This is a genomic window from Arsukibacterium ikkense (assembly GCF_000987775.1).
In the GTDB taxonomy this organism is placed as follows: Bacteria; Pseudomonadota; Gammaproteobacteria; order Enterobacterales; family Alteromonadaceae; genus Alishewanella; species Alishewanella ikkense.
On record NZ_LAHO01000007.1, the window covers coordinates 75,610 to 100,095 of the forward strand.

A 24,486-nucleotide genomic window follows, 5' to 3' on the forward strand; every position below is an offset into this window, starting at 1 on the left:
TAAACAAAAGGAGATAAACATGATGGATGAAACAGAAATAATGGAAGAGTTAGAATATGTGCTATCGGCGCTTCATAACTCGCACGATACACTTGCATGCTTGAACGAGCCGGTGCAGCTAGATTTCTTCAGAGAGTCACCACAGGTGAGATTCTATGAAGATGATGAGAAACTGGTTATTTTGATAAGGGATCAGTGCATATTAAAACGGCCAGTATTAATAAAACATGAGGATTGGAATGATATTCTTCGTTAGCGTTGTTTAAATAGAACCTGAAGAATCCAAACAGCGCCAAAACAAACCGTGTAGACAAGTGAGGATTTCACGCTATGCGGTTTTTTTGCTGGATGATAATAGGCGTATCCTGCATAGCCCAGTATTAGCAGGGACGAACCAATACTCGTATACATCAGGAATCCCAAGGCTGTATCAGCATCTGGCTCGTTTTTAAGCAAGTACCCCATCACAATGGAAAAAATCACATTTATTGCAAGCGACACACCTGTGCAGAGGTTTGCATAAAGTTTTTCTCGCATTAGTCTTGGCTTAGCCTTTCTTACAATGTTTGTAGATGACGAAAACCAGACCAATCGTTAACACTATCGCAGGTATTAACCACAAAGCTTCCATATTTAAATTCTCCTATGCCAGATTTTGTGAGAAAAACTCCGCAGCCACCTGGCTGCGGGTTTTCCGAGGACAACCAAATGAGGACAAGTCATGAGGTATTTGGTGCGCTGCTCCTTAACGCTCTTAGGAGCTACATTAATGATCGAGATCTGATTTGCAAGAGGTTAATAACGATTTTTCAAATATGTTGATAAATACTTAACTGTCATCATTTTACCAATCATCATTAAAGCTGCTAAATGAGTCATCGAAACTGGTATCGCTGAAGCTGTCAAACGTATTTGAATCAAAACTACTATCTTGAGAGCTGTCATGGGTATTTGTTGAGTCCCAGTCGTCACTGCTACAACCGAATGCATTACCGCCAGCATCAAAGCAACTGTTCAGCATTGGCAGGCCCGTGGCAGGGTTGATCATCCCCGCGGAATCATCGTCAGCTACCGAACTAAACAGGTCGTCAGTTGATATATCTTCATCATTCTTTGGCCACTGGCTAGCGACTGCTGTAGCAGCTAAAGCACTACCACCAGCTATTTTAGCTTTTCTACCTCTGGCTTTAGCACTGCGCCGCTTATCTGCTTGTCTTTGACGTTCTCTTTTCCGCTCTCTGGCTTTATAAGGCGCAAGCTCACGCTCCCATTTAGCGTGCAAGCCCAACATCGCTCCCGCGCAACCGAAAATCAGTGGTGACCAACCACCGAAAAATGTCCCTATAAATGCACCTATAAAAAATCCAATTAACATCGTATCTCCCTAATCAAAAAATTAAACTTCAAAAACCAACACTGCTGGTAACGATGTTTTTTTACGTTAATGATTGAGGATTACATTGCAAGGAATTTATTTAACAGCATGATTTGGTTATTTAAACCACTACTAGGTGTCGTTTTAAGCTTGCGACTTTTATTTTTCTTTGGGGCTAAACGGCATTAGTTCGCCAAGACATGCACTATTTAAAATTAGAGAAAATATATTACACAGGCAGGATTTCCGCGTGGGGTTAAATGTCGGGTATACCAGCGATGTTGGTGTACAAAAGCCCAAGCAACCTGGCGAAAGCGTCCAGATAATTGCAGCGATTATTGCCCAACACCGGCATGGGTATTACTGGAAAATCCGAGGAGGGCCGGAAACGGCGGGCACCGCGAATGCGGTGCCTCTCTTTTTTATTTTGTAGTGGTATTTGCCAAAATTTTCATTAAGGTACAGAGGCTCTTAATTAATTTTTGGAGCATAAAATGACAATTGGACAATATCTGTTACTAGCAGCAGTGGGCTACGCTGCAACCGGTTATCTATGTTATCGTTTCATCTTTAAACCGGCTAAACGCAAAATCTACGAGCGGTATTCCCCAGAGGAATCTGAAATACTGGAACCTGATACTGAGTTTGCCCCCGGCAGGCTTTATCGGGTTGAAGGTCGCCAGGTAATGATTGTGCCTACAGAGTGCGAATTAAGCGTTTCCAGGGTAAAAATCCGTCGTGTTTCAGAGGCATTGGTAATTTACCCCAGGGATAGAGCATGGTCAGAATATGCTGATCTGTTGCCAGCTGACAGCTATACCCTGCACAAACGGCAAGATGCCAATAACGAGGAAAAAAAATAGCGACGCTTCTGTCAAATGAGTAGTCATCTACCTAACTAAACTGGTCGATTTCGACCAGTTTTGACATTTATCTGCGATGTACGGAAAGTATTTTAAGCGACCATATCCAACATCAGATAATAAAGCCTCAAGCTGAAAAGTCACTCATCATCGCAGAGTCTGACATAACTGACAGCGCTCTGGAGAAACTTCAGCCAATCGTCCCACCAATTAATACTTATCACCAAAATAATATTGACTTTAGAATCATAATACTTATGATATTGCTCTGGCGGTGGCCTCCCGCGGGCGCGGTAAACCCACATTAATTAAATATGAAATCAGCAATCATAATTGGCTCTTAATGTCAGTCATATGCTATCAGCGCCCAAACGACTGATTTTAATTTGAGACTAATGTATGTTGATTTTATCCCCTACAGATATCGACGTTAATATTATCTGTCCTTTACGCAATAAATCAAAATATAAACTTAACGAATGGCGGAATATATTCTCACAAGCCATTGGTTTTAAGTCATTCCATGAGATGTCTAAACGAGAATCTGTACTACTAAGTATTAGTCAAGCTTCACAAGTATTAGACGGAGATTACTACAGAAAATTTTTTACTATAGTGAATAATGAAATAAAATGGTACATACCTTCGCATTACGACAGTTATTTTTGTATAGCTTACGAACCAGATTTACAATACATTTCAGGGTCAATTTATGAAGACGATGGTAGTGGTCTTTGGAGTAAGGGTGTAAAGTACTTTAAAATTGGCCAAATTTGCATAGCTAAAGCTGAATTCAACAGATTTAGGATGCAACTCTTTCTAGGAATTGATGATGATACAGAAGTCAATGATTATTACATTGACGACTGTTTATCGTCTTACCACTACATAAAAAGAGGTAGCCCGTACGATTACTGGACTAACCGTGGCACTAACGAGGAACGAAAAGACCTGCTCAATTGCCGAACTATAAAGCAACTCTATGCCGGAGTTTGCGACTACGTTGGTACTGATGGCGAAGAGCTGTTTGCTTCCTATGGTTTTTCAATTTCTGAATTTATCGATGAAATATTGCAAGATCAAAACTGTTTGATAAATGAATAATCTTGTAAGGCTTTAGATATATTAATTCCCGACATATGAGTTCCAGCATCAGGGAATATGATGCACTTTAATGGATTAAAGTGCATTTATCTAATAGACTAAGTAGTCGGAAATATGACAGCTTTGAACGAAAAGCGGACGCTACTGACACAGAGATATTGAAGCAGTATCACTAGAAAGAAAGCGTTTTATCAGTTCTGAGTAAGCACCGTCTGTCTTTGTTCTCTCATTAGTTTCAAAGAATATATGCATCCCAACTCTACAGCAGATTTCAGACAGCATAGTAGCTTCTAAACGGTAAGTTCCTTGTTTAGTAGGACTCCAATTATCCGACCTCTTCATATTATGATGATGAAGGAAACCTCTAATACTGACTAATTTCTTAATAAATTCTTCATATTTCAATGAGTCGTATTTTCTCACATATAGAGGCTTTAACTCATGAGGCAATGTATTAGCATATCCTGAAGACAATACTGTTTGTAGCACACAATCTCGTAATATAGTTGATTCAACTAGTTTCTGTTCTATTTGTGAGTTTTTGGTTTTCCCCTCACTAAACGTTGATTCGAGCATCAGATAAAAATCATAAAACGCCTCTATGTATTCTCTGCTTTTGAGATCTAACATACCTCGTCTGTAAAACGAGAGCCGTACATCATGACTTTTCTCCTTAACAGAAGCTATTATTGGTTTAATTAACAGTTCCGGAGGAATTCTTGGTAAATTTGAATGATCAAAATCGGCAATTGATACTTTTATATTATTAATTGTTATAAGCGTCTCTTCATATTTTGATTCTGCTTCAAATGATATTAGAGGTTCGTCAATGTCAATTCTTTCAGCCCCCCATAAACTCCAAGATCCCTCTATCCCACTGACAATTTCAATCACTTCATTAAATTTGGGATAACTGAGATTTATTTGAGGTGTAATCAATTCAAAAGCTGCTTTCTCAATAGTCGGCAACTCGCTAATATCAATAGGGAAAGATAGGAAAATTTTTGTGATAAAACCATCTGTCACCTCAAACTCAAAACGAAAATCATCTAATTCAAAAGCCATGATCCTTTCAGGTTTAACCGTGCCATCAACCTCAAATGTATACTTGCATCTCATTTTCACACCTTTTAGCTAATTGCAAGCTGTAGTCTTTCAGCTAACGGATTTATAATTAATTTTCTATGTATGCTGTTGGCACTTAGCAGCCAGACTGAAAGTCACTAACGGCAACTAAGAGCGAGCAGCTCTCATTACGCTAAAAGAAAAGGTGGTATTGCATTATGGTCGAACGAGAGCGGTGTTTTCTTTTTCAAAGATGCAAACATTCTGAAACCAACCTTCCCATTTTGGTGTGAGTCATGAATATTGCTATGAACAGAAAGGTTTAAGTCACGAGAAAAGCTGCCCGATATCATGGCCAATGATGCCGAAAATAAGTCTTGAGAAATATATTCACCTAAAAAAACCACATTAATAGCAGCAACTTCCAGTTCTAATTTTTTATATTGAGCTTGAAGCTCAGTCAGCTGTAAATACAACATGTATGGTAATTCGTTTTTAACAGCTTCGTCTATATTTACTGCGGCAGACAGAAAAGTTGTTCCTGCATGAAGCCATTCATGAATGTCATTAAAGTCGAGGCAGGTATACGAAAAACCGCATAGGAGATGAGCGTAACATTCAAGGATACTGCTTAACGAGTCCTGACAAACAACCTTAACATTTGAGTCTACGAGATTTTTGTCAATTTCCGTTAAGATTCCAAGTTGTTCAGACGTAAGCGGGGTCTCAGCCAGGGCAATAACTTCAAAACCATTCGTACTTTTAAGCCGACCTATAACAGATTTAATTAAACTTAATGATGCCATATCTGAGTCAGTGACAAAAAGGCTAAAAAATTCATTCTGACTTATGGAGTTAAATAAATAGCTCGGCTGATCTGACAGCCGGATATGCTCGACCCAGCCAAACTCCCAATTTTTTTCAAAAGTCTCGACAACCAAGCTGGAAGAATTACCAATAGTAAAAATTTTCTTTAATAAACTGCCATCATTCATACGGTCAATACTCGATTAAAATAATTTCTCCGTTCATCTGCAACTTATAAAATCTAAGTCATAAACCATCAACTAAAAGTAGCAGTTCTAAAACAAGAAACCATTTTCTGGTTATGAATTGACCTAACACTCACTCTAAACCAAGTCTAGGCCCAGGTATTGCTAAGCTCTATTTTTCAATAAGGAAACAGCTTCGTTTTTATATTGATGAGTCCACGCGGCATAGTAATTGGGATGATAAAGTCGAAGCGACAAAAAAGGAAGTTCAGCTGACGAAACCCATGCTCGACGCCTAAGATTAGGTTCATCGCCAGCTTGGGAGAACTGAACATCTGGAAAATGAAACTGAATGTCATGATCACGGTCTGGGCCCGTCAGGAACAACACAATATTAGGCTTAAGTATCTTCATCTCCTCTTTAAAGACAGGAAAATGCCCCCTCTCAAGTTTACGGATTTCATCTGTAACACCAGTATCATCGTTGCGACCAATCTTAGATATATTCTGCCAAATAAACTGAAGCCTCTGGCCTTCAAAAATACTTTCGAGTTGCGCTTCGAAAAACCGAAATGCTTTCCAAAAAGCGCTACCGCCATAACCGTCATAGAATTCGGCATTTATAAAGAATCTTCGGTACTCTTCCATACAATCTTCAACCGTTGAACCAAAATCTCCCCAGCCCCATGTCTCTTGACCGCAGATTAAAATTCGCTTATGTGCTGCTGAAAACTTCGCTGAGTCAAAACAGAGAAGTAGAGGATCGGCAGGCAATGGGTCTGTAATTTTACGTCCATTCTGTAGCAAGTTAAGCCACTTAGGTTCGTAGAGTTCAATTAGCTGTGAATTAATGTCCATATTGTTTTCTCCATATTTTGGCTCATACTAAACGAATTGAGATTTCCAGGTTGCTAGACGATATATTACCCGTTTTATACTGAAATTTATTCTCTAAATTGAACAACTCTAACGGGTTTTGCTTTGTAAAGTCACTGAATATACTTATAAATTGTTGTAAAGTTCACAGTAACATAAAACACGGTTTTAGCTCGTATTTTCATATACAGCAAAAAATTCGATGGATACATGTTTAGAGTAATAACCGAACAAAATGTCCGCTTTTGGCACCAAGCAGCTATACCCGAAAGTTGCCCTACCTCTCTCACCGATAAAACCGCTCTGTTAGCTCGTCACAGAATTTTGTCCGATATACCAGCGCAGACCTAAGCTGCTGTGCGGCATCCTCGCTCAGCCAGGGCTGGTTTGATTTTGGCCTATTATTTTCAGTCAGGTAATCAACGGCCTGCTCATTAATCCTTCTAGCATCTTTTAAAATCTCCAGCTTTTGTGAAAGCAGCATTATTTTCTGGTAGTACCCGGCACTGAGTGAATCAGAGTATTTCAACAGGATATTTTTTCGGTTCTCTGGTGTCTTGAAACTGTGTTCCATTTCCAATGCACAGACAGTGCCGTCGGGTTCACGCACAACGCCATCAACATTGCGAACGTCATTTTTACGGGCAATTTTGCGAAATTCAGAATCAGTAACGAATGCATCCCAGCCACCAAAACTGTCACCATTATTAAAATACTTTTCAGACATTCCCCTAAGCATCAGATACTGCACTATGAGATCATGAAAGAGCGTGGACAGATTCAGCCGCTGTGATACATGCTCTGTTGAGCGGAATTGCATAGGTATCGCAGTGAGTTGCTCCGCCAGCATCGCACCTGCCCTTGTAAGGGTATACACTCTGTCATCAGGCGAGCGATGCGTTAGCGCATACTCCAGTAGCCCCTCCCGACATAGTCCGTTCAGATGTGTTAACGATTGCGCTCTGGTAATACCATAGAGCCACTGAATTATCATCGGGCTGGTATGTCCAAAACGACTGACGATTATCATCGTCAGCCCCCTCCTCGCTTTTCCTATTTGATTGTTGTTAGTGCCATACCGATATTCCATATCGATATTGAAATAGTTCTGGTATTGCTGGGTAGGTGAATCAGTAATGCTCATAGTATTTTTCCGGTTAATTGATGAACACTACTAACTAGAAAAACTGGCTGCGAAATTATCAATTTCACAGCATGTTGATGAACATTTTCATCCCAAGACGCTGTGTAAATTTTCTCGCAATCAAAATGGCAATGAATATTGCCACCAATGCATGCTTTGCATGTTAGTTGCGTGATTCCATCACCCAACTAAACAGCTTGGAACGCACGTCAAGCCTGGCCTCGCGAGGCCGTCCTGACTTTACGCGCTGTTAGCGCTAGCGTACCAAACTGTAAGGCGCGCGCACGTGGCGTTGCCCCGTACCACAGCAATTTTTGCCGTTTTCGTTCCGCGAATGCTGCGCATTATTTCGCGTCCACAAAAACCCCGCCGTCTATCGACGGCAAATGGTTGCGTCTAAAAATCTATCGATTTTTCTCGCAATTTTGCCTAGGGGCAAAACTAAAATCACTGTGGCACGGGCCATGCCGTGCGCGCGCCTGCTGCACGCCAAAACCGCCGTTGCGGTTATGTCGTTCCGCTCGTTATTGGCTTATGTTATAAGCGCTATTTTCGCATTTTTCTGTCGAAAAATTGCTGCTTAATACGTTGTATTTATAAGCTTTAAGGCAACGCGAAATTTTAAAATTGAGGGAACGATACCGGGGGGAGAATAATTGTTTTGCGAATTTCGAGAGTTTAAAATAATTTTTAAAAAACACAGGCCTGACAAAATGCCTTTAGTCAGACCTGTTTATCGGGATTTTTTAGCTCGTACACCCCATTTTTTTCTGCTCCATCCATGACTCAATTTCCCTTTGACTCCATCGAACACAACGGCTACTAATTGATACCTGTTTAGGAAATTGGCCCAAAGCAACAAGCTTGTAAACTTGAGCTTTGCACATTCCAACTGCACTAATAACTTCCCGAATTGAAATAAATCTATCGCTACTTTCTGTCATTTTTCACCATGGTTTTACTACAAAATAATTACGCGGCTTGCTCAAGCTCAGTTAGAAAATCAGACCACTTTTGCATCATAAGTGTCCTGTCTTCGAGGAACTCAGTACGGTTATAGGCCCTGCCATTTGCGTCACGAACTTTATGAGATAACTGTTTTTCAATGAGTTGATACCGCTCACGATGGATCTCCTCCAACATGGTTCTGGCAGTCGCTCTGAAGCCGTGCATAACATGATCAACATCCTCAAAGTCCCGAAGTACACTGGTACAGGTGCCACTATCAATCGGCGTATTAATTGGCTTTACCGGCGATTGGAATAAAAATTCCGATCCAGCTACCAGGGGCTCAAGCTTTTTCAAAAGAGCATGAGTTTGAACTGACATCGGAATGACATTTGGGTCACCATTTTTAAGCGGTGTAAACGCAATGAAGTTCTGTTCATGGTTAATATCGCTCCAACGAAGTTTAACTAGTTCTCCTGGCCGGACAAACCAATGCATACCGCACTCTAATGCCAGTTTTACCACTTCACTTGATTGGCATTCACGGATCTTATGTATCAGTTGCCTTAATTTTGGTTTAGTTGTAACCGCAGCAAAATTTTTCACCTTAGGTTTTTTCAGGTATTTACGAAGTGCCGAAAAATCGATATGTGATATTTTATTGTCCAGGGATGCATAGCCAAAAACTTGTTTCATTATATTCAGACACCTTAAAGCAAGTTCAATTTTGCCGGTCGTCTGAATTCTTATCATGGCATTCAATACCATCCTTGGGGAAATGTCTGTTAATTTCATATTCGAAAATTCTTTCGAAAGATACGTCTCAATTTTGCTCGATTGATTCTTCAAATGCTTCGGTGTGACATCTAAGGTTTGAAGCCATAACGCTGTGCATTCGCCAAAGGTCTTGTCACTATAGCCATCTGAACGCTGATAAGAGGGGTAAGTTTGAAGGTGACGTTGCTTATTGGCTAGCTCAATAGCCTTTTTAAGTTTTAGCTCAGGATAGCGGCCCAGCGTTTTCGTTGACTCGCCTTTACTTTTATATAACCTCATTCGAAAAGCTTTTACGCCCGTCGGGTAGACAATTAATGACAAATTTCTATCAATCGCATTCTTATAGGGTTTAGATTGAGGCTTTAAGCTTTTTATTTTAAGATCAGTAGCTTTTCCAATAATTTTTCTAGTACTGTCCACAGTTTTTTCTTTACTAATTTTATTTCCAGTAATCACATTTACCTCTTCTTCAGACGTTGAACACCTGACAAATTATCAACTGATTCAACACCTGAAAAAAAGGATAAATTTGCATGCCTTCTTTTATCCTTGACTTTATTTAAAAGTTTTCGTTAAGGAAAAATTCGTGCATTTGCGATGTTAGGGTTAACAAATTGCTGGCGAGCAGCCTCTAGCAAGAACCCATATTTATTTGCTGTTCCATCAAAATATCCCACATGCTCTTTAAATGTTTTCAAGTGTGTCTGTTTGAAACGATGATAGACAGTTTGAAGGTCTAACTTACTGTCACTAAAAATAATTCCCAATTTTTTCTCAACACTTAGCTTCTTTTTTAAAAAAAGTTTTTCGAAAATGAGTAAATCCAAAAATTGCAAAGCGCGAGCTTCATGCAATTCCCTCAGTACTGATGATACATCGGGTAATTTTCTAATCCCATCTGGCTGTAAATTTGGGACGATATATCTATCGACATAAGCGACAAGCTCTTCTATAAGCTGCTTTCTATCCAAGAAATATGCACTAATACTAATAGTATAAGAATTCATTTCGTCATCATTTATTGCTTTACCTGTAGACTTTCTTACAGAATAGTTTCTGAAAAGTTCAAGTTCACTATCCAGTTCCTTTTCACTAAGTGGCCATGTTAATACTCCGTTCTTCTTAACCTTTAAAATAAAACTCTCTTTGCAGGCTTCAAGGTTGAAGCTGGGATTTTTTTGGCTGTCATTAATGTAAATCAGAAAATCACGACGGGTTCTCAGACACCCAAAATACTGGCATAAAGTCAGCTCTTTGCTTTTCGCATAACTTTCTGGAGTAAACCAACTGAGAATAGTCTCTATATTTTCCATGTATTTCACTTGTTATTTGATAGAGCCCGATTTTAACCTATCCAGGTAATCAGCCCAACCCTGCATCATTTCAATGCGCTGCGGAAGATGTTTCGTTCTGTTATAGGCTCGGCCATTGGGGTCTCGCACGGTATGTGCTAGCTGATGCTCAATCCAGTCGCTGGAATAACCAAGCTCCTCATCTAATAGCGTTCGGGCAGTAGCCCGAAATCCGTGTGTTGTAACTTCATCTTTTGAAAATCCCATGCCACGCATGCGCACGCGCAAGGCGTCCATGCTAATGGGTCGCGTCTTAGCTCTGGGTGACGCGAAAACAAATGGTGAGCCCGCTGCGATGGATTGCAGCTCACGCAGGATTACCAATGCCTGCTCACAAATAGGAATGATATGAGGCTGATTGGTTTTAGAGGCATTAAATTCAATTAGCCGTTTATCGAAATTGATAAACTCCCAACGAAGGCTGCACAGCTCCCCTGGGCGACAAAAAAATAGCACGGCCAGTTTTAACGCAGCGGCAACCTGAAAACAGCCTCTGGAATCATCCAGCGCACGCAGAAACATGCCAAGCTCTTTCGGATCTACAATAGCTGCATGGTGAGATTTTTTGGCAATTTGCAGTGCGCCTCTTAATGCATCAGCAGGATCACGTTCGCAGCGCTCAGTGACAATACCAAACCGGAATATAAGGCTGGCAATGTTTTTCGCCCGGTGCGCGGTTTCGATTGCTCCTGTTTTCTCAATGCGACGCAGGGCCTCTAACACCATAACCGGTGTCAGTTCACTGATGGTATATCTGCCGAGCACCGGGAGTAGATGATTATCCAGGATGCTCTGGGTACGTTTCTGATGGGTAGCGCTTTTATTACCCATACGCACACAAAACCATTCACGCGAAACACCTTCAAAACTATCAAGTTCAGCATGGGGGCTTATTGTCTTTTTTAACTGGCGGTTTAGCGACGGGTCAACGCCACGTGCTAATAGTGCTAAGGCTTCTTGCTGCTCTGCACGAGCATCGTTCAGGGTAACTTCTGGGTATTTACCCAAAGAAAGCGTTTTTTCCTTACTTGCTATCCAATACCTAAGCCGCCAGAATTTTTTACCATTGGCTTTTACTAAAAGCTGAAGGCCCTTTTCGTCAGAAACTTTGTAATCTTTGTTTTTAATCTCTAAAGCGGCAACTTGCTGTTCGGTGAGCGCCATACGTTGTGACTCCTGTTGAGTTATCAGTTCGTATGGGTAGCAGTTTTGGAAAGCCCATAAATACCCAGAAAATTACCCTAAATCCCGGTTTTTTCCCGGTTTTGATCGGCGCTTTACATGGACTAAGGTGGACTATGATAGACAAAATTTAAAGAAAAAACCCCGTGAAATCACGGGGTTATAGACTACAGTGGACTTTTGTAGACTTCAATCTGGCGGAGAGAGAGGGATTCGAACCCTCGTTAGGGGTTAACCTAAACACACTTTCCAGGCGTGCGCCTTCAGCCACTCAGCCATCTCTCCGGAACTTGCGGGGCAAGCGCGGCTATACTAGGGAAATTCACCGCGCGCTGCAACTGTTATATGTGTAACTGCTTTTTTATGGCTGCTTTTTAAGCAGCCAGCACCGGGTTTGCCTTAGATTTTGCTTTACGCGTTGCCTTTTACCTGCATTTTTAGCTCTTTAGCGAAGTTCAGCATGCGATTCAGCGGCACTAAAGCTTTTTCGCGCAGCGCACTATCGACAAAGATCTCATGGCCGGTAGTGTCGGTTAACGCTGCCTCAATCGCTTTTAAGCCGTTCATAGCCATCCAGGGGCAATGAGCACAGCTGCGGCACGTGGCGCCGTTACCACCGGTTGGGGCTTCAATAAAGATGCGATCCGGCATCTGCTGCTGCATTTTATAAAAAATGCCCTTGTCGGTCGCAACAATAAAGGTGCTGTTCGGCAGGGTTTGGCTGGCTTTAATCAGCTGGCTGGTTGAACCTACCGCATCGGCCAGTTGCACTACGCTGTCGGGTGATTCCGGGTGCACCAGTACTGCAGCTTCCGGATATTGCTTTTTCAGCTCAACCAGCGCATTGGCTTTAAACTCGTCGTGCACTATACAGGCGGCATCCCACAGTAACATATCGGCGCCGGTTTGCTTTTGCACATAGCCACCCAGGTGTTTATCGGGGCCCCACAGGATTTTTTTGCCCTGGCTGTCTAAATAGTCCACCACATCTAAAGCAATAGACGAGGTGACTACCCAGTCAGCGCGCGCTTTAACCGCTGCTGAGGTATTGGCATACACCACCACTACACGGTCAGGGTGAGCATCACAGAACGCTGAGAACGGCTCTGCCGGGCAGCCTAAGTCCAGCGAGCAGGTAGCCTCTAACGTTGGCATTAATACGGTTTTGTTTGGAGTCAGAATTTTCGCTGTTTCGCCCATAAACTTAACGCCGGCAACGATTAACGTTTCTGCCGGGTGCTCGTTACCAAAGCGGGCCATTTCTAATGAGTCTGACACGCAGCCGCCGGTTTCTTCGGCCAGCGCCTGAATTTCCGGATCGGTATAATAATGCGCTACCAGCACCGCATTTTTCTGCTGCAATAGGGCTTTAATCCGGGTTTTGTAAGCGAGCTTTTCGTCAGCAGACAGTGGCACGGGTTTTCTGGGGAATCTGAAATCCTGTTCACTAAAATACATGGACTGCGTCATAACACCTGACCGTTAGCGTAAAAAGGCGCATATTATACACCTGGCGCGCCAGCAATAACAGTACATATCTAGGTGGTGTTTGGTGGGTCGTGCTGGATTCGAACCAGCGACCAATTGATTAAAAGTCAACTGCTCTACCAACTGAGCTAACGACCCAAACAGGGTATATGATAAATGGTGGGTCGTGCTGGATTCGAACCAGCGACCAATTGATTAAAAGTCAACTGCTCTACCAACTGAGCTAACGACCCAAACAGGATATACGCGAAGTGGTGGGTCGTGCTGGATTCGAACCAGCGACCAATTGATTAAAAGTCAACTGCTCTACCAACTGAGCTAACGACCCACTTCGGTGTACTTGTTTGTGCGGTTTGGTGGGTCGTGCTGGATTCGAACCAGCGACCAATTGATTAAAAGTCAACTGCTCTACCAACTGAGCTAACGACCCTCACCGCGGACGCATATCTTACTGATTTACGGCGCCAGTGCAACCGAAAATTGTTAAAAATGCTGCCATCCTGGCCTGACTGCGCAAAAAGTCAGCGATATGAAACAATCAAGCCAACCTTATGGTTGGCTTGTGAGGTTTATTTAAGGGCGTCAATACGCTCTTGCGCCAACCTGGCAGAAGTGGCGCTGGCATGCTCGCTGGTTAAACGCCGATAAAAGCGCAACGCTGCATCTTTATTATTTTCACGCTCAGCGACCTGGCCTAATTTTAATAATGCATCAGGTACTTTATTTGAGGTGGCATAATTTGCGATCACCCGCTCGAAATGCGTTTTGGCTTTGGCTAACTCGTTATTATTAAACAATAACTGACCTAACCAATAATGAGCGTTGGGGGCGTATGTGGAATCAGGGTAGCTTTTTAAAAAGGCTTCAAATTCGGGGATGGCGGCATCGTAGCGGCGATCCTTCAGCACCATATTAACGGCTTTATCATAGGCATCATTTTCTGACATATTCGATGAGTACGATACCGTAGGTACATTATTAACATTGCTGGCAACGGCAGGCTGCGCTGACGTGCTGCTTTGCAGGGCTCCGACCCGACGGTCGATTTCCTGATACAAATCGCGCTGGCGCTGCACCATTTCTTCCAGCTGATAGGTGTGGGTTTCAGTAACCCCACGTAACTGGCTCACTTCATCAAGCAGAATTTGTAACTGCTGCTGCATTTGCAGCTGGCCCTGAGCACGAGCTTCAACTACCCGCTCCAATGTTGCCAACCGTTGTTCCAGCGTGCCTGTACTGGCAAGCTGCTGGTTGCTTGTGGTGTTTCTGCCCAGCTCAGTAACCGGTGCCGGGTTTGCCCAGGCACCGATACTAACTAAGGACAGAGCAATCCACAGTGTTTTATTTACTGTCATGATCACTCATATTCATTATTGGCTATTAGTAAACCAGCACTGCACGACGGTTTTTTGCAAAACCGGTCTCAGTGCGTGATCTGTCTACTGGCTTTTCTTCACCGTAACTTACGGTAGAAAGCTGGCCGGCTGACACACCCAGATTTTGCAAGTACTGCACTACTGATTGCGCACGACGCTCACCTAAAGCAATGTTGTACTCTGGTGTGCCACGCTCATCAGTATGGCCTTCGATGGTAACCCGAACGCTTGGGTTAGCACGTAAAAAGGTACCATGAGCTTCTAATACCTCAACGAACTCAGGACGTACTGTCGCACGGTCGAAATCGAAATAAATGGTATTTTCCTGACGCAGCGCTTCCAGTTTCTGACGCATTTGCTCGGCAGGGCTTACCACAGGTGCTGCAGTTTCAACTTGTACAGTATCGGTGACCTGCTGCGCTCCTGAGGTACGGGCATCATCAGCTGAGGTTGATGAAGTCGAGCTACAGGCGGCTAAAGTCATCACAGGTACTGTGATTAATAAAGCCTTTAACACTTTGTTTAAGTTCATTTGTTTGTCCTTAGTTAAGTTAACCACGTTTTTGTTTTATAAAAAAGGTGACCAGGCTGGCGATTTAACCTGTCCATCTGTCGCCGGCAGTCGGGCTTTAAAACGACCATCCATAGAAACTAGTGCTAACACCTGCGATGAACCATGCATGGTGCTGTATATGATCATTGACCCATTTGGCGCAATACTGGGTGATTCATCCAGACTGGTCCGGGTCAGAACCTGCAAAAAGCGGGTTTGCCGATCCATTTTGGCAATATGATATTGCCCTTGCGTCCGGTTCACCATCACTATGGTGCTGCCATCAGGCGTATAGGCGCCAGCCAGGTTCATTTCGCCCTCGAAAGTTAACCGTCTGGTCGTGCCTGATGCTAAATTTACGCTATAAAGCTGTGGATTGCCACCTCTGTCCGAACTGAACACTAATTCCTTGCCATCAGGTGACCAGCTAGGTTCAGTATCGATAGCCCGGTTATTAGTGATACGCCGTAACGCCTTGGTTGCTATATGTAAAGTGTAAATCTCGGGGTTGCCATCTTTCGACAATACCAGCGCCAGGCTTGCGCCATCGGGTGAAAATACCGGTGCGCCATTGATACCAGGGAAAGTACTGACTACAGTGCGCCGACCACTGTAAATATCCTGAATATACACCTGCGCCTGCCGCCGCTCGAACGTAACATAGGCCAGCTTAGTACCATCAGGCGACCAGTTTGGCGACATTAATGGCTCTTTTGAGCGCAGCAAAATTTGCTCGTTATAACCATCATAATCGGCTACCACCAACTGATATGGGAATTCCTGGTTCGGCCGCACCAGCACATAGGCAATTTTAGTTAAGAAAGCACCACGTTCACCGGTCAGTTTTTCGTAAACAATATCGCTGATCCGGTGCGCATACTGGCGGAACTGGCTGCCATTAATCGTCGTTTCCCGGCTATCCAGCACATGTTCATTGCTGGTCACCAACCGGCCGGCATTCAGCATTTGCGAGCTCGGACCACTGTTACCTTTTAACACATCAATCAACTCAAAACTGACTGTGTAGCGGTCAATCCCCACTTCATTAATCTGCCCCATCACTATGGCTTCAACGCCCTCCCGTGCCCAGGCAGCGTAGTTAATCTCGCTCGCTTTAGCAGGGCGTTGTGGCATTTTAATACTGGCCAGCGGGCTGAATTTACCACTGCGCATTAAGTCGGCCGCGACAATTTCCGCCAGATTTTCAGTTGGCCGGGTAGAACCATTAAAAGTAAAAGGTAATATCGCAACAGGCCGCGCCGAATCGATGCCTTCAGTAATCACAATTTCCAGTGAGGCACGAGCCATCAGCGGAACCAATAACATAACGAGAAGTAAGGTTGTCTTTAGTAAATTAATCATCAAAATTCTGGTGCCACCGTTAAAGTAATATCTTTCAGTTGATTGTAAACATCAGGGTCCGGTGAAACCGGTAAGGTCCCCGCCCGATTTACCGCCCGAATAGCCGCCTCTGCCACTTGCCGGTCGCCGCTAACATAGCGCACGTCTGTGACGAAACCACTGCTTGCCAACCTGATGTTGATCCGGGCTGTCTTGCCACGCATGTTTTCATCTACTAATAAATTACGTTGAATTGCATCACGGATCATTGCCGTATAACGTTGTACCTCAGTTACCGCTTGCTGCGCCCTGGCCTGACGGCGTGACTCCGCCTCTCTGGCCATTTGCTCCTGTAGCTGCCGTTCACGTTCGGCCTGCTCTCTGGCTTCACGTGCTCTGCGTTCGCGCTCAGCCTGTTCTTTTGCTTCGGCTTCTGCTGCCTGACGCCGACGTTCCTCGGCTGCTTTGGCGGCAGTTTCCGCTTTTTGCTGTTCCTGCTCCCGGGCCTTACGTGCATCTTCGGCTTGTTTGGCCCTGGCGGTCTCAGCTTGTTGCAGCTTTTGGGCTTCTGCGGCGGCGGCCCGCGATTGACGCGCGGCTGCATCAGCCTGCCGTTTTTCTTCTGCTACGCGTTTTAAGCGCTGCTCTTCTGCGGCCCGGTTACGTTCTGCCTGCTGGGCGCGACGCTCCAGTGCGGCGATCCGCTCTTCTTCCGCTTTTCTGGCCGCATCACGGTTTTGCTGTATTTCGGCAACCCGTTGTTCCAACAGCCGCCGGTCAATGGCCACGGCCTCCACCGGCGCAGGATTAGCTTGCGCGGTTTGATCCGTGCTCACCGACAACTCCAACGTTTTCGGTTTAAAACTAATATTGGCACCAAATACCAACAACAACAGAATAGCTACATGCAAAGCAAGTGACTTTGCCAATGGTGTACTCAGCGCTGGTTTCAGCTTATCAAACTTCATTGTCAGTCATTAAACCCACTGCCGGCGCACCAGCATTTTTTAACACATTAATCAGCCGGATCACCGCTTCGTAACTTACCGCCGCATCGCCTTTGACAATAACCTGGGTACCGGGTTCGATAGCCAGCCAGCTGGCGACTTCTATCTGCAGCTCTGCCGCAGTAAAAGGCCCCTGCTGTTTACCGTCTTGCTCAAAATAGTACAAGCCGTCGCGATCTACCGTTGCCACCAACGGCATTTTGCCTTCGGTCATCTGCGCAATCGGTTCAGCGGCAGATTTAGGTAAATCCACTTTCACGCCCTGGGTAATCAGGGGCGTGGTAACCATAAATATCACCAATAGTACCAACATCACATCGATGTAAGGTACGACGTTAATTTCGGCCATCATCCGCCGTTTTTTACGGACGTACATCAGGCAGCCTCAATACTGTTAACTGACTGGCGGTGCAAGATATTTGAGAACTCTTCCACAAAGTTGGCATAACTGCTTTCCAACAGCTCAACCTGATGGGAAAACTTGTTGTAAGCAATAACGGCCGGGATAGCCGCAAATAAACCGATGGCAGTAGCAATTAGCGCTTCTGCAATACCAGGAGCCACCATCGCCAGCGTTGCCTGCTGCACCGCCCCCAGGGCGATAAAGGAATTCATAATCCCCCACACCGTGCCAAACAAGCCAATGTAAGGGCTGATAGACCCGACAGTTGCCAGAAAAGGTAAATTGGTTTCTAAACGTTCAACTTCCCGCGACAAACCAACCCGCATGGCGCGCTGAGCGCCTTCCATTACCGCGGCAGGTTGCTGCCGGCTGCTTTTATGCAAGCGGGCAAACTCTTTAAAGCCGGCTTTGAACAGCGCCTCCATACCAATGTTGCTCTGGCGGGCACTGACTTCAGCATAAAGTTTGGATAAATCTACGCCAGACCAGAATTTATCTTCAAATTTCTTAGCATCAATAATGGCCTCTTTGATCACCTTTTTGCGTTTGAATATCATGCTCCAGGAGGCAACTGACATCCCAACCAAAATAAGCATCACAGCTTGCACTACGATACTGGCTTCGAGCAATAAATGAAGAATGGAGATTTCACCTGACACGCGTTAACACCTCTGCAATTTCGGCCGGCATTGGCCGGGCTTTCATGGCCTGTTTATCAATACAAGCGACTTTAATTTCAGCCTGGCAAATTAGCTGTGCCGAAGCATTATAAATTTGCTGGGAAAAAACCATACTTGCTGACTTTAAGGTACTGATTTGACTCGATACCGTCAATAATTCATTAAAAACAGCACTTTTTTTGTTATCCATTAAAACCTGAGTTACAACAAAGGCGATATTATTTGACAACAATATATCCTGCTCAACACCCAGAGCTCGCAACCATTCAGTGCGGGCTCTTTCAAAGAATTTCAGGTAATTAGCGTAATAGACAATGCCGCCGGCATCGGTATCTTCGTAATATACGCGTATTGGTAACTCGAACTTATTAACTACCATTAATCGTCACTTTAAAGTTATAGCGTATGATAATTAGCCGGTCAGCCAAACTCAATGGCTCAGGAGGCCGGACCCCAACTATATTTATTTACCGGCCCCTCTTGTATTCTGCTGAATTTACAGACCTCGGCGCTAACCTGAAGTTCAATCAACCATTTTTAACTACGGTCAGTTTAATCAACACAAAAAGTAATCCGAGCCATCATCCATGTTGAAACTTAATCGCCGATGAATAAAGGCCTGCTTTCTTAGCAATTCACTCAACTGCTTAATTATGCAGCGACAGCAAAACCTCCCGGCATTAGTTTTTTTAATACCAAGACGCTAAATTTTCTCGTTTGAAGTAATTGCTCGAACTATTTAAGATACGCAGGTGTTCTGAGCTAGCGCAAAGGCAGGGTAACCCGCTTACCTTGTTTAGTACAGTTCACTTCGCAGCAAGACTGATAGCTAAGATTAGTTTTGTTGCTGTTCCAAACATGTTCCCTGGATTTATTGAAGCACTCCTTCAACTTGTTGCTTTGCCCGCTTAAATAAGCGGGCTTTTTTTTATTCGCGTCCTACTTGAATCCACAGCGTTGTTGGCTACGCTCACTCCTCCCAATCACATAGTTCACTATATTCATGGGGAGTCGTTCACTTGCCGCCTAGCTGCAGCTTCAATTAGTTAGCGAATGCGATGCGACCTATTGAAATTATAGCGGTGTGTTGGCTACAGCTTCAACGAGTTTGCGGATACGTCGAATTAACTTAGTCTGTTTTAGGCAAGTCAAAGCCAAAGTGCTGATAGGCGCGGGGTGAGGCAATCCGGCCGCGCGGCGTGCGCTGAATAAAGCCCTGCTGAATTAAAAAAGGTTCCAGCACATCTTCAATGGTTTCCTTTTCTTCACCTATCGCTGCTGCCAGATTGTCCAGCCCCACCGGTCCGCCCATAAACTTTTCAATGATCGCCAGCATTAACTTACGGTCCATGTAATCGAAGCCTTCGGCATCGACATCAACCATTTGCAACGCCTGGCTGGCAATCAGCACCGATACGGTACCATCCGATTTAACCTGAGCATAATCGCGCACCCGGCGTAACAAGCGGTTAGCTATACGTGGCGTGCCGCGCGAGCGACGGGCAATCTCAGTGGCAGCGTCCTTGTCCAGTTGTAAATTCAGATAATGCGCTGAGCGCTGAATAATATCACTCAGCTCATCTACTTTGTAGAACTCCAGACGCTGTACAATGCCAAAACGGTCGCGCAACGGCGAGGTTAAGGCACCGGCACGGGTGGTCGCACCTATCAGGGTAAAAGGAGGCAATTCCAGCTTAATGGAGCGGGCAGCGGGCCCCTCGCCTATCATAATATCCAGCTGATAGTCTTCCATTGCCGGGTACAGAATTTCTTCAACTACCGGGCTTAAACGGTGAATTTCATCGATAAACAGCACATCATTTTGTTCAAGGTTGGTAAGCAACGCCGCTAAATCGCCGGCTTTTTCTAACACCGGCCCCGAGGTGCTTTTAATATTTACGCCCATTTCGTTAGCGACAATCATCGCCAGGGTGGTTTTACCCAGGCCAGGCGGACCAAAAATCAACAGGTGATCAAGCGGGTCGCCGCGGCCACGGGCCGCTTCAATGAAAATAGCCATTTGCTCGCACACGTGCTGCTGGCCGGTATAATCAGCCAGTGACTTTGGCCGGATAGCCCGGTCTATTACTTCATCTTCACGGGTAGCATTACCCTGGATCATGCGATCAGCTTCAATCATCTTGGCTATATCATACTTTTAAGAGCGGCCATGATCAGCTGCTCGCTGCTCATCTCGGCGCGTTTAACTAACTTTACTGCTTTACCGGCCTGAGCCTGGGTATAACCCAGCGCCAGTAAAGCACCTATGGCATCTTGCTCGGCGCTGGCTGGCGGCGCAAAAATTGCCTCATCACCAATCAGAGTCAGCTTGTCTGTTAGCGGGGTTTGGCTGACACCCCAGTCTTTTAACCGGTCACGCATTTCAATCACCAACCGCTCAGCGGTTTTTTTACCAACGCCGGGCAATTTTATCAGGGTACTGATTTCATCATGTAATACACAATGCACAAATTGCTGGGCTGTCATCCCCGACAGTATGGTTAACGCCAGCTTAGGACCCACCCCATTGGCTTTGATCAGCTGGCGAAACAGGCTGCGTTCGGTACGGGTGATAAAGCCATACAATAATTGTACATCTTCACGTACCACAAAGTGGGTATAGATAGTTGCCGGGTGTCCGGGTTCAGGTAGCTGATAAAAACTGGTCAGCGGTAGTTGCACTTCGTAGCCGACGCCGGCCACATCCAGCAAAATTTCCGGTGCTTGCTTATCCAGCAAGATGCCGTGTAAACGTCCAATCATCTGGTTCTTCTTAGCGTATTGTTACAATTATTTTGTTAGGTAACCGCGCCCTTAACGTAAACGACGACGCACTGTTTTAGTAGCCTGGCCTGCTAATGCTACTAAGCTTTGCTGAGTATGCCCGTGACACAATGCCACTGCAAGCGCATCGGCTGCATCCGCCTGCGGGCTGGCGCTTAATTGTAATAACGAGCGGATCATATGCTGTACCTGTGCTTTGTCAGCCGCACCGGTACCCACCACAGCCTGCTTAACCTGGCGGGCAGAATATTCAAAAACCTGCAGCCCGGCATGCCTGGCGGCAACAATAGCCGCGCCTCTGGCCTGGCCTAATTTCAGCGCTGAGTCAGGGTTACGCGCCATAAATACCTGTTCAATGGCAAACACGGTAGGTTGGGTTTGGCTGATAATTTCTGAAATACCATTAAAGATGCGTAACAAGCGCTCTGGCAACTCGTCGGTGCCAAGCCGGATACAACCACTGGCCAGATAAACGAATTTATTGCCCTGCTGGCGCACCACGCCGTAACCCGTTAAACGGCTGCCGGGGTCAATCCCCAGAATAATATTCACAGCTAGTTATGCTCGCTAAGCAGCTCGTCACTGATCTCTGCATTATGATACACATTTTGCACATCATCAGAGTCTTCCAGCATATCAATCAGTTTAAAAAACCGCCCTACATTGTCAGCCTCTATCTGGGCCCGGATAGAGGGGATCATATCGATTTCTGCGTTATCAGCGCTAAAACCCGTCGCAGCTAGCTTATCTTTGATATCATTGTAATGCTCCGGGCTGGTGAACACTTCAATACTGCCATCGTCATGATTCTGCACATCTTCTGCGCCAGCTTCCAGCGCCGCATCCAGTAACGCATCTTCATCGACGCCAGGGGCGAATAACAGTACACCTCGCCGGGTAAACAAATAGCCCACCGATCCGGATGTCCCTAAATTGCCGCCGTTCTTGGTAAACGCATTACGCACATCAGCCACAGTGCGTTTATTATTGTCGGTCATGGTTTCAACAATGATGGCCACCCCATTCGGGCCATAGCCCTCGTATACCAGCTCTTCGTAATTCTCACCTTCGCTCGCCCCGGCACCTCGCTTAATAGCGCGCTCAATGGTATCGCGGGTCATATTTTCTGACAGCGCTTTGTCCACGGCCAGTCGCAGCCTGGGGTTAGCCGTAACATCGGCATTGCTGCGGGCTGAAACGGTTAGCTCACGAATAATTTTGGTAAATATTTTACTTTTTTTGGCATCCTGGCGGGCTTTGCGATGCTTCATGTTCGCCCATTTGCTATGGCCGGCCATATTTTACTCCTCGCTTGCGGCAGCGCATTGCTGCCGCAGGTTTACAACGTACAGGGAACGCTTAATCAATTCGATACTTTACTGACCACCTGAATACTTAATTCAGCCAACTGTGCCGGATTAGCTTCACCCGGCGCATCAGTCAGCGGGCAGGCTGCGGTAGCCGTTTTTGGAAAGGCCATCACATCCCTGATAGAGGTAGCGCCGGTCATCAGCATCACCAGCCGGTCAAGGCCGAACGCCAAACCAGCATGCGGTGGCGCACCAAATTTCAGGGCTTCGAGTAAGAAACCGAATTTCTCCGTTGCCTCGTCGTCACTGATACCAAGCAATTTAAATACCTTAGCCTGCACTTCAGCAGTATGAATACGGACCGAACCGCCACCGAGCTCTGTGCCATTTAGCACCATATCATAGGCGTTGGATAACAAGTTTGCGTGATCAAGCTGCGCTACTGGTGCCGCTAAAAACGCGGCCGTATCTAGTGGCGACGTAAAAGGGTGATGCACGGCAGTATGGCTGCCATCATCATTTTCTTCAAACATCGGGAAATCAACTACCCAAAGCGGTTTCCAGCCTGGTACCGTAATGGCTAAGTCTTCACCCAGTTTCAGACGCAACGCACCCATAGCTTCACAGACCACTTTGTAGCTATCGGCACCGAAGAAAATCATGTCACCATCTGCTGCACCGGTGCGCTCGATTATCGTGCTGATAATATCAGCAGTTAAAAACTTCGCCACTGGTGATTGCACGCCGTCAATACCAGCACTAATGTCATTTACTTTCATCCATGCCAGGCCTTTCGCCCCGTAAATACCGACGAAACTGGTGTAATTATCAATATCTTTACGTGATACCCGGTCGGCTGCAGCAGGTACCTTCAACGCTACAACCCGGCCTTTCTTATCATTTGCCGGGCCAGAAAACACTTTAAATTCAACTTCTTTTACTAAGTCAGCAATATCTACCAATTGCATAGGATTGCGCAAATCAGGTTTGTCAGAACCATATAACCGCATGGCTTCATGGAACGTCATCTGCGGAAAGGGGCCCAGCTCTACGTTAAGTTGTTGCAAAAACAACTGCTGCACCATTTGCTCCGTTATCGCCATCACCTGCTCTGCCGTCATAAAGGAGGTTTCGATATCGATCTGGGTAAACTCTGGCTGGCGATCCGCCCGCAAGTCTTCATCCCGAAAGCATTTTACAATTTGATAGTAGCGGTCAAGCCCCGACATCATCAACAATTGCTTAAACAGCTGTGGTGATTGCGGCAGGGCAAAAAACTGGCCTTTATGCGTACGGCTGGGCACCAGATAATCACGAGCCCCTTCCGGAGTCGCTTTGGTTAAAATAGGTGTTTCAACATCTAAAAAACCATTACTATCCATAAAGTTACGAACAAAACTGGTGACGCGGGCCCGGAATTTCAGCCGTTCACTCATAATCGGCCGGCGTAAATCCAGATAACGGTATTTCAGGCGCTGTTCTTCACTGTTGTCATGGTTAAAATCCAGTGGCAATGGCGCAGCTTTGTTTAAAATGGTTAAACCACTGGCATAAATTTCAATTTCACCGGTGGCCATATCTGCATTAATTTGTGACGCGGGCCTGGCACGCACCTGGCCGGTAACCTGAATACAAAACTCGTTTCTAAGGGTGTAGGCCAGCTCAAACAACTCAGTTAAATCAGGGTCGCAAATAACCTGAACCATACCTTCGCGATCACGCAAATCGATAAAAATAACGCCGCCAAGATCCCGGCGCCGATTAACCCAGCCACACAATGAAACCTGTTGCCCGGTATGTTGGGCATTTAATAAACCGCAGTAATGGCTACGCATTAACCCTTCCTTCTATCTCGTTGGTCAGCCG

The 24,486-nt window shown here is 45.1% G+C and carries 26 protein-coding genes and 5 tRNA genes; 3 read left to right on the forward strand and 28 right to left on the reverse strand.

Going from position 1 to position 24,486, the window contains the following annotated elements; translation table 11 throughout:
- Nucleotides 1-19: 19 nt before the first annotated feature.
- On the forward strand, nucleotides 20-256 hold the full coding sequence (locus tag WG68_RS08630) for a hypothetical protein (RefSeq protein WP_152663062.1): 237 nt from the start codon (nucleotides 20-22) through the stop codon (nucleotides 254-256).
- On the opposite strand, the gene WG68_RS08635 is transcribed toward WG68_RS08630, so the two are convergent.
- Nucleotides 253-537 carry a hypothetical protein gene (locus WG68_RS08635; RefSeq protein ID WP_046557290.1) on the reverse strand — a complete coding sequence of 95 codons (285 nt, stop codon included), beginning with the start codon at nucleotides 535-537 and terminating at the stop codon, nucleotides 253-255. The genes WG68_RS08630 and WG68_RS08635 overlap by 4 nt on opposite strands.
- A 307-nt stretch (nucleotides 538-844) precedes the next feature.
- Nucleotides 845-1,375, reverse strand: coding sequence for a hypothetical protein (locus WG68_RS08640; RefSeq protein ID WP_152663063.1), 531 nt, complete (start codon nucleotides 1,373-1,375; stop codon nucleotides 845-847).
- Nucleotides 1,376-1,869: 494 nt separating this feature from the next.
- Here WG68_RS08640 and WG68_RS08650 point away from each other — a divergent pair, with 494 nt between their 5' ends.
- The gene (locus tag WG68_RS08650; protein ID WP_046557293.1) at nucleotides 1,870-2,238 is read left to right on the forward strand and encodes a hypothetical protein; all 369 of its coding nucleotides are present in this window, start codon (nucleotides 1,870-1,872) and stop codon (nucleotides 2,236-2,238) included.
- Nucleotides 2,239-2,637: 399 nt separating this feature from the next.
- A complete protein-coding gene (locus WG68_RS08655; RefSeq protein WP_046557294.1) occupies nucleotides 2,638-3,342 on the forward strand; it encodes a hypothetical protein in 705 nt (234 codons plus the stop codon).
- Nucleotides 3,343-3,483: 141 nt separating this feature from the next.
- Here the strand turns inward: WG68_RS08655 and WG68_RS08660 are convergent, their stop codons facing one another.
- The 26 genes from WG68_RS08660 to aspS form a co-directional block, all read right to left on the reverse strand.
- Nucleotides 3,484-4,461 (reverse strand): hypothetical protein, encoded by a 978-nt coding sequence (locus WG68_RS08660; protein ID WP_046557295.1) that lies wholly within the window; start codon nucleotides 4,459-4,461, stop codon nucleotides 3,484-3,486.
- 134 nt (nucleotides 4,462-4,595) lie between these two features.
- Nucleotides 4,596-5,402, reverse strand: a complete 807-nt coding sequence (locus tag WG68_RS08665; RefSeq protein WP_046557296.1) for a hypothetical protein — start codon at nucleotides 5,400-5,402, stop codon at nucleotides 4,596-4,598.
- A gap of 162 nt (nucleotides 5,403-5,564) precedes the next feature.
- On the reverse strand, nucleotides 5,565-6,257 hold the full coding sequence (locus WG68_RS08670; RefSeq protein WP_046557297.1) for a hypothetical protein: 693 nt from the start codon (nucleotides 6,255-6,257) through the stop codon (nucleotides 5,565-5,567).
- 304 nt (nucleotides 6,258-6,561) lie between these two features.
- Nucleotides 6,562-7,419, reverse strand: a complete 858-nt coding sequence (locus tag WG68_RS08675) for a hypothetical protein (protein WP_046557298.1) — start codon at nucleotides 7,417-7,419, stop codon at nucleotides 6,562-6,564.
- A gap of 746 nt (nucleotides 7,420-8,165) precedes the next feature.
- A complete protein-coding gene (locus WG68_RS20015; RefSeq protein ID WP_083981838.1) occupies nucleotides 8,166-8,363 on the reverse strand; it encodes a helix-turn-helix transcriptional regulator in 198 nt (65 codons plus the stop codon).
- A gap of 28 nt (nucleotides 8,364-8,391) precedes the next feature.
- Nucleotides 8,392-9,600, reverse strand: a complete 1,209-nt coding sequence (locus WG68_RS08680) for a tyrosine-type recombinase/integrase (protein ID WP_046557299.1) — start codon at nucleotides 9,598-9,600, stop codon at nucleotides 8,392-8,394.
- 116 nt (nucleotides 9,601-9,716) lie between these two features.
- Nucleotides 9,717-10,457, reverse strand: a complete 741-nt coding sequence (locus WG68_RS08685) for a hypothetical protein (RefSeq protein WP_046557300.1) — start codon at nucleotides 10,455-10,457, stop codon at nucleotides 9,717-9,719.
- A 12-nt stretch (nucleotides 10,458-10,469) separates the two neighbouring features.
- On the reverse strand, nucleotides 10,470-11,660 hold the full coding sequence (locus WG68_RS08690) for a tyrosine-type recombinase/integrase (RefSeq protein ID WP_046557301.1): 1,191 nt from the start codon (nucleotides 11,658-11,660) through the stop codon (nucleotides 10,470-10,472).
- 213 nt (nucleotides 11,661-11,873) lie between these two features.
- Nucleotides 11,874-11,963 (reverse strand) — tRNA-Ser (locus WG68_RS08695).
- Between the two features lie 126 nt (nucleotides 11,964-12,089).
- A complete protein-coding gene (gene nadA / locus WG68_RS08700) occupies nucleotides 12,090-13,148 on the reverse strand; it encodes a quinolinate synthase NadA (protein WP_046557302.1) in 1,059 nt (352 codons plus the stop codon).
- Between the two features lie 80 nt (nucleotides 13,149-13,228).
- A tRNA-Lys gene (locus WG68_RS08705) sits at nucleotides 13,229-13,304 on the reverse strand.
- A gap of 19 nt (nucleotides 13,305-13,323) precedes the next feature.
- Nucleotides 13,324-13,399: transfer RNA gene (locus tag WG68_RS08710), tRNA-Lys, on the reverse strand.
- A gap of 19 nt (nucleotides 13,400-13,418) precedes the next feature.
- Nucleotides 13,419-13,494, reverse strand: a tRNA-Lys gene (locus WG68_RS08715).
- Nucleotides 13,495-13,520: 26 nt separating this feature from the next.
- Nucleotides 13,521-13,596: transfer RNA gene (locus tag WG68_RS08720), tRNA-Lys, on the reverse strand.
- Between the two features lie 139 nt (nucleotides 13,597-13,735).
- Nucleotides 13,736-14,521, reverse strand: coding sequence for a tol-pal system protein YbgF (gene ybgF / locus WG68_RS08725; RefSeq protein ID WP_046557303.1), 786 nt, complete (start codon nucleotides 14,519-14,521; stop codon nucleotides 13,736-13,738).
- A gap of 25 nt (nucleotides 14,522-14,546) precedes the next feature.
- Nucleotides 14,547-15,074, reverse strand: coding sequence for a peptidoglycan-associated lipoprotein Pal (gene pal, locus WG68_RS08730; protein ID WP_046557304.1), 528 nt, complete (start codon nucleotides 15,072-15,074; stop codon nucleotides 14,547-14,549).
- A 36-nt stretch (nucleotides 15,075-15,110) separates the two neighbouring features.
- Nucleotides 15,111-16,403, reverse strand: a complete 1,293-nt coding sequence (gene tolB / locus WG68_RS08735; RefSeq protein WP_235357702.1) for a Tol-Pal system beta propeller repeat protein TolB — start codon at nucleotides 16,401-16,403, stop codon at nucleotides 15,111-15,113.
- A 53-nt stretch (nucleotides 16,404-16,456) separates the two neighbouring features.
- Complete coding sequence (gene tolA / locus WG68_RS08740; protein WP_046557306.1) at nucleotides 16,457-17,404, reverse strand: cell envelope integrity protein TolA; 948 nt, start codon at nucleotides 17,402-17,404, stop codon at nucleotides 16,457-16,459.
- Nucleotides 17,394-17,819: a protein TolR gene (gene tolR / locus WG68_RS08745; protein ID WP_046557307.1), complete on the reverse strand. Its 426-nt coding sequence runs from the start codon at nucleotides 17,817-17,819 to the stop codon at nucleotides 17,394-17,396. Before tolR ends, tolA begins: the two co-directional genes overlap by 11 nt.
- Nucleotides 17,819-18,505 carry a protein TolQ gene (gene tolQ, locus WG68_RS08750; RefSeq protein ID WP_046557308.1) on the reverse strand — a complete coding sequence of 229 codons (687 nt, stop codon included), beginning with the start codon at nucleotides 18,503-18,505 and terminating at the stop codon, nucleotides 17,819-17,821. The genes tolR and tolQ overlap by 1 nt, the downstream gene beginning before the upstream one ends.
- Nucleotides 18,495-18,905 (reverse strand): tol-pal system-associated acyl-CoA thioesterase, encoded by a 411-nt coding sequence (ybgC, locus tag WG68_RS08755; RefSeq protein WP_046557309.1) that lies wholly within the window; start codon nucleotides 18,903-18,905, stop codon nucleotides 18,495-18,497. The genes tolQ and ybgC overlap by 11 nt, the downstream gene beginning before the upstream one ends.
- 750 nt (nucleotides 18,906-19,655) lie before the next feature.
- Nucleotides 19,656-20,666, reverse strand: coding sequence for a Holliday junction branch migration DNA helicase RuvB (ruvB, locus tag WG68_RS08760; RefSeq protein WP_046557310.1), 1,011 nt, complete (start codon nucleotides 20,664-20,666; stop codon nucleotides 19,656-19,658).
- 5 nt (nucleotides 20,667-20,671) lie between these two features.
- A complete protein-coding gene (gene ruvA / locus WG68_RS08765) occupies nucleotides 20,672-21,289 on the reverse strand; it encodes a Holliday junction branch migration protein RuvA (protein WP_046557311.1) in 618 nt (205 codons plus the stop codon).
- Between the two features lie 51 nt (nucleotides 21,290-21,340).
- Complete coding sequence (ruvC, locus tag WG68_RS08770) at nucleotides 21,341-21,862, reverse strand: crossover junction endodeoxyribonuclease RuvC (RefSeq protein ID WP_046557312.1); 522 nt, start codon at nucleotides 21,860-21,862, stop codon at nucleotides 21,341-21,343.
- 2 nt (nucleotides 21,863-21,864) lie between these two features.
- Nucleotides 21,865-22,608 (reverse strand): YebC/PmpR family DNA-binding transcriptional regulator, encoded by a 744-nt coding sequence (locus WG68_RS08775; protein WP_046557313.1) that lies wholly within the window; start codon nucleotides 22,606-22,608, stop codon nucleotides 21,865-21,867.
- 65 nt (nucleotides 22,609-22,673) lie between these two features.
- The gene (gene aspS / locus WG68_RS08780) at nucleotides 22,674-24,455 is read right to left on the reverse strand and encodes an aspartate--tRNA ligase (protein ID WP_046557314.1); all 1,782 of its coding nucleotides are present in this window, start codon (nucleotides 24,453-24,455) and stop codon (nucleotides 22,674-22,676) included.
- Between the last annotated feature and the right edge of the window lie 31 nt (nucleotides 24,456-24,486).

Bases quoted from the DNA above. Each gene is read 5' to 3' on its own strand.
- WG68_RS08630 (WP_152663062.1), top strand. From the start codon at position 20: ATGATGGATGAAACAGAAATAATGGAAGAGTTAGAATATGTGCTATCG.
- aspS (WP_046557314.1), bottom strand. From the start codon at position 24,455: ATGCGTAGCCATTACTGCGGTTTATTAAATGCCCAACATACCGGGCAA.
- WG68_RS08685 (WP_046557300.1), bottom strand. From the start codon at position 10,457: ATGGAAAATATAGAGACTATTCTCAGTTGGTTTACTCCAGAAAGTTAT.
- WG68_RS08675 (WP_046557298.1), bottom strand. From the start codon at position 7,419: ATGAGCATTACTGATTCACCTACCCAGCAATACCAGAACTATTTCAAT.
- WG68_RS08665 (WP_046557296.1), bottom strand. From the start codon at position 5,402: ATGAATGATGGCAGTTTATTAAAGAAAATTTTTACTATTGGTAATTCT.
- tolR (WP_046557307.1), bottom strand. From the start codon at position 17,819: ATGTACGTCCGTAAAAAACGGCGGATGATGGCCGAAATTAACGTCGTA.
- ruvB (WP_046557310.1), bottom strand. From the start codon at position 20,666: ATGATTGAAGCTGATCGCATGATCCAGGGTAATGCTACCCGTGAAGAT.
- ybgF (WP_046557303.1), bottom strand. From the start codon at position 14,521: ATGACAGTAAATAAAACACTGTGGATTGCTCTGTCCTTAGTTAGTATC.
- WG68_RS08650 (WP_046557293.1), top strand. From the start codon at position 1,870: ATGACAATTGGACAATATCTGTTACTAGCAGCAGTGGGCTACGCTGCA.
- WG68_RS20015 (WP_083981838.1), bottom strand. From the start codon at position 8,363: ATGACAGAAAGTAGCGATAGATTTATTTCAATTCGGGAAGTTATTAGT.
- ybgC (WP_046557309.1), bottom strand. From the start codon at position 18,905: ATGGTAGTTAATAAGTTCGAGTTACCAATACGCGTATATTACGAAGAT.
- nadA (WP_046557302.1), bottom strand. From the start codon at position 13,148: ATGACGCAGTCCATGTATTTTAGTGAACAGGATTTCAGATTCCCCAGA.
- ruvA (WP_046557311.1), bottom strand. From the start codon at position 21,289: ATGATTGGACGTTTACACGGCATCTTGCTGGATAAGCAAGCACCGGAA.
- WG68_RS08660 (WP_046557295.1), bottom strand. From the start codon at position 4,461: ATGAGATGCAAGTATACATTTGAGGTTGATGGCACGGTTAAACCTGAA.
- WG68_RS08655 (WP_046557294.1), top strand. From the start codon at position 2,638: ATGTTGATTTTATCCCCTACAGATATCGACGTTAATATTATCTGTCCT.
- WG68_RS08775 (WP_046557313.1), bottom strand. From the start codon at position 22,608: ATGGCCGGCCATAGCAAATGGGCGAACATGAAGCATCGCAAAGCCCGC.
- tolA (WP_046557306.1), bottom strand. From the start codon at position 17,404: ATGAAGTTTGATAAGCTGAAACCAGCGCTGAGTACACCATTGGCAAAG.
- WG68_RS08640 (WP_152663063.1), bottom strand. From the start codon at position 1,375: ATGTTAATTGGATTTTTTATAGGTGCATTTATAGGGACATTTTTCGGT.
- WG68_RS08670 (WP_046557297.1), bottom strand. From the start codon at position 6,257: ATGGACATTAATTCACAGCTAATTGAACTCTACGAACCTAAGTGGCTT.
- pal (WP_046557304.1), bottom strand. From the start codon at position 15,074: ATGAACTTAAACAAAGTGTTAAAGGCTTTATTAATCACAGTACCTGTG.
- WG68_RS08690 (WP_046557301.1), bottom strand. From the start codon at position 11,660: ATGGCGCTCACCGAACAGCAAGTTGCCGCTTTAGAGATTAAAAACAAA.
- tolB (WP_235357702.1), bottom strand. From the start codon at position 16,403: ATGGCTCGTGCCTCACTGGAAATTGTGATTACTGAAGGCATCGATTCG.
- WG68_RS08635 (WP_046557290.1), bottom strand. From the start codon at position 537: ATGCGAGAAAAACTTTATGCAAACCTCTGCACAGGTGTGTCGCTTGCA.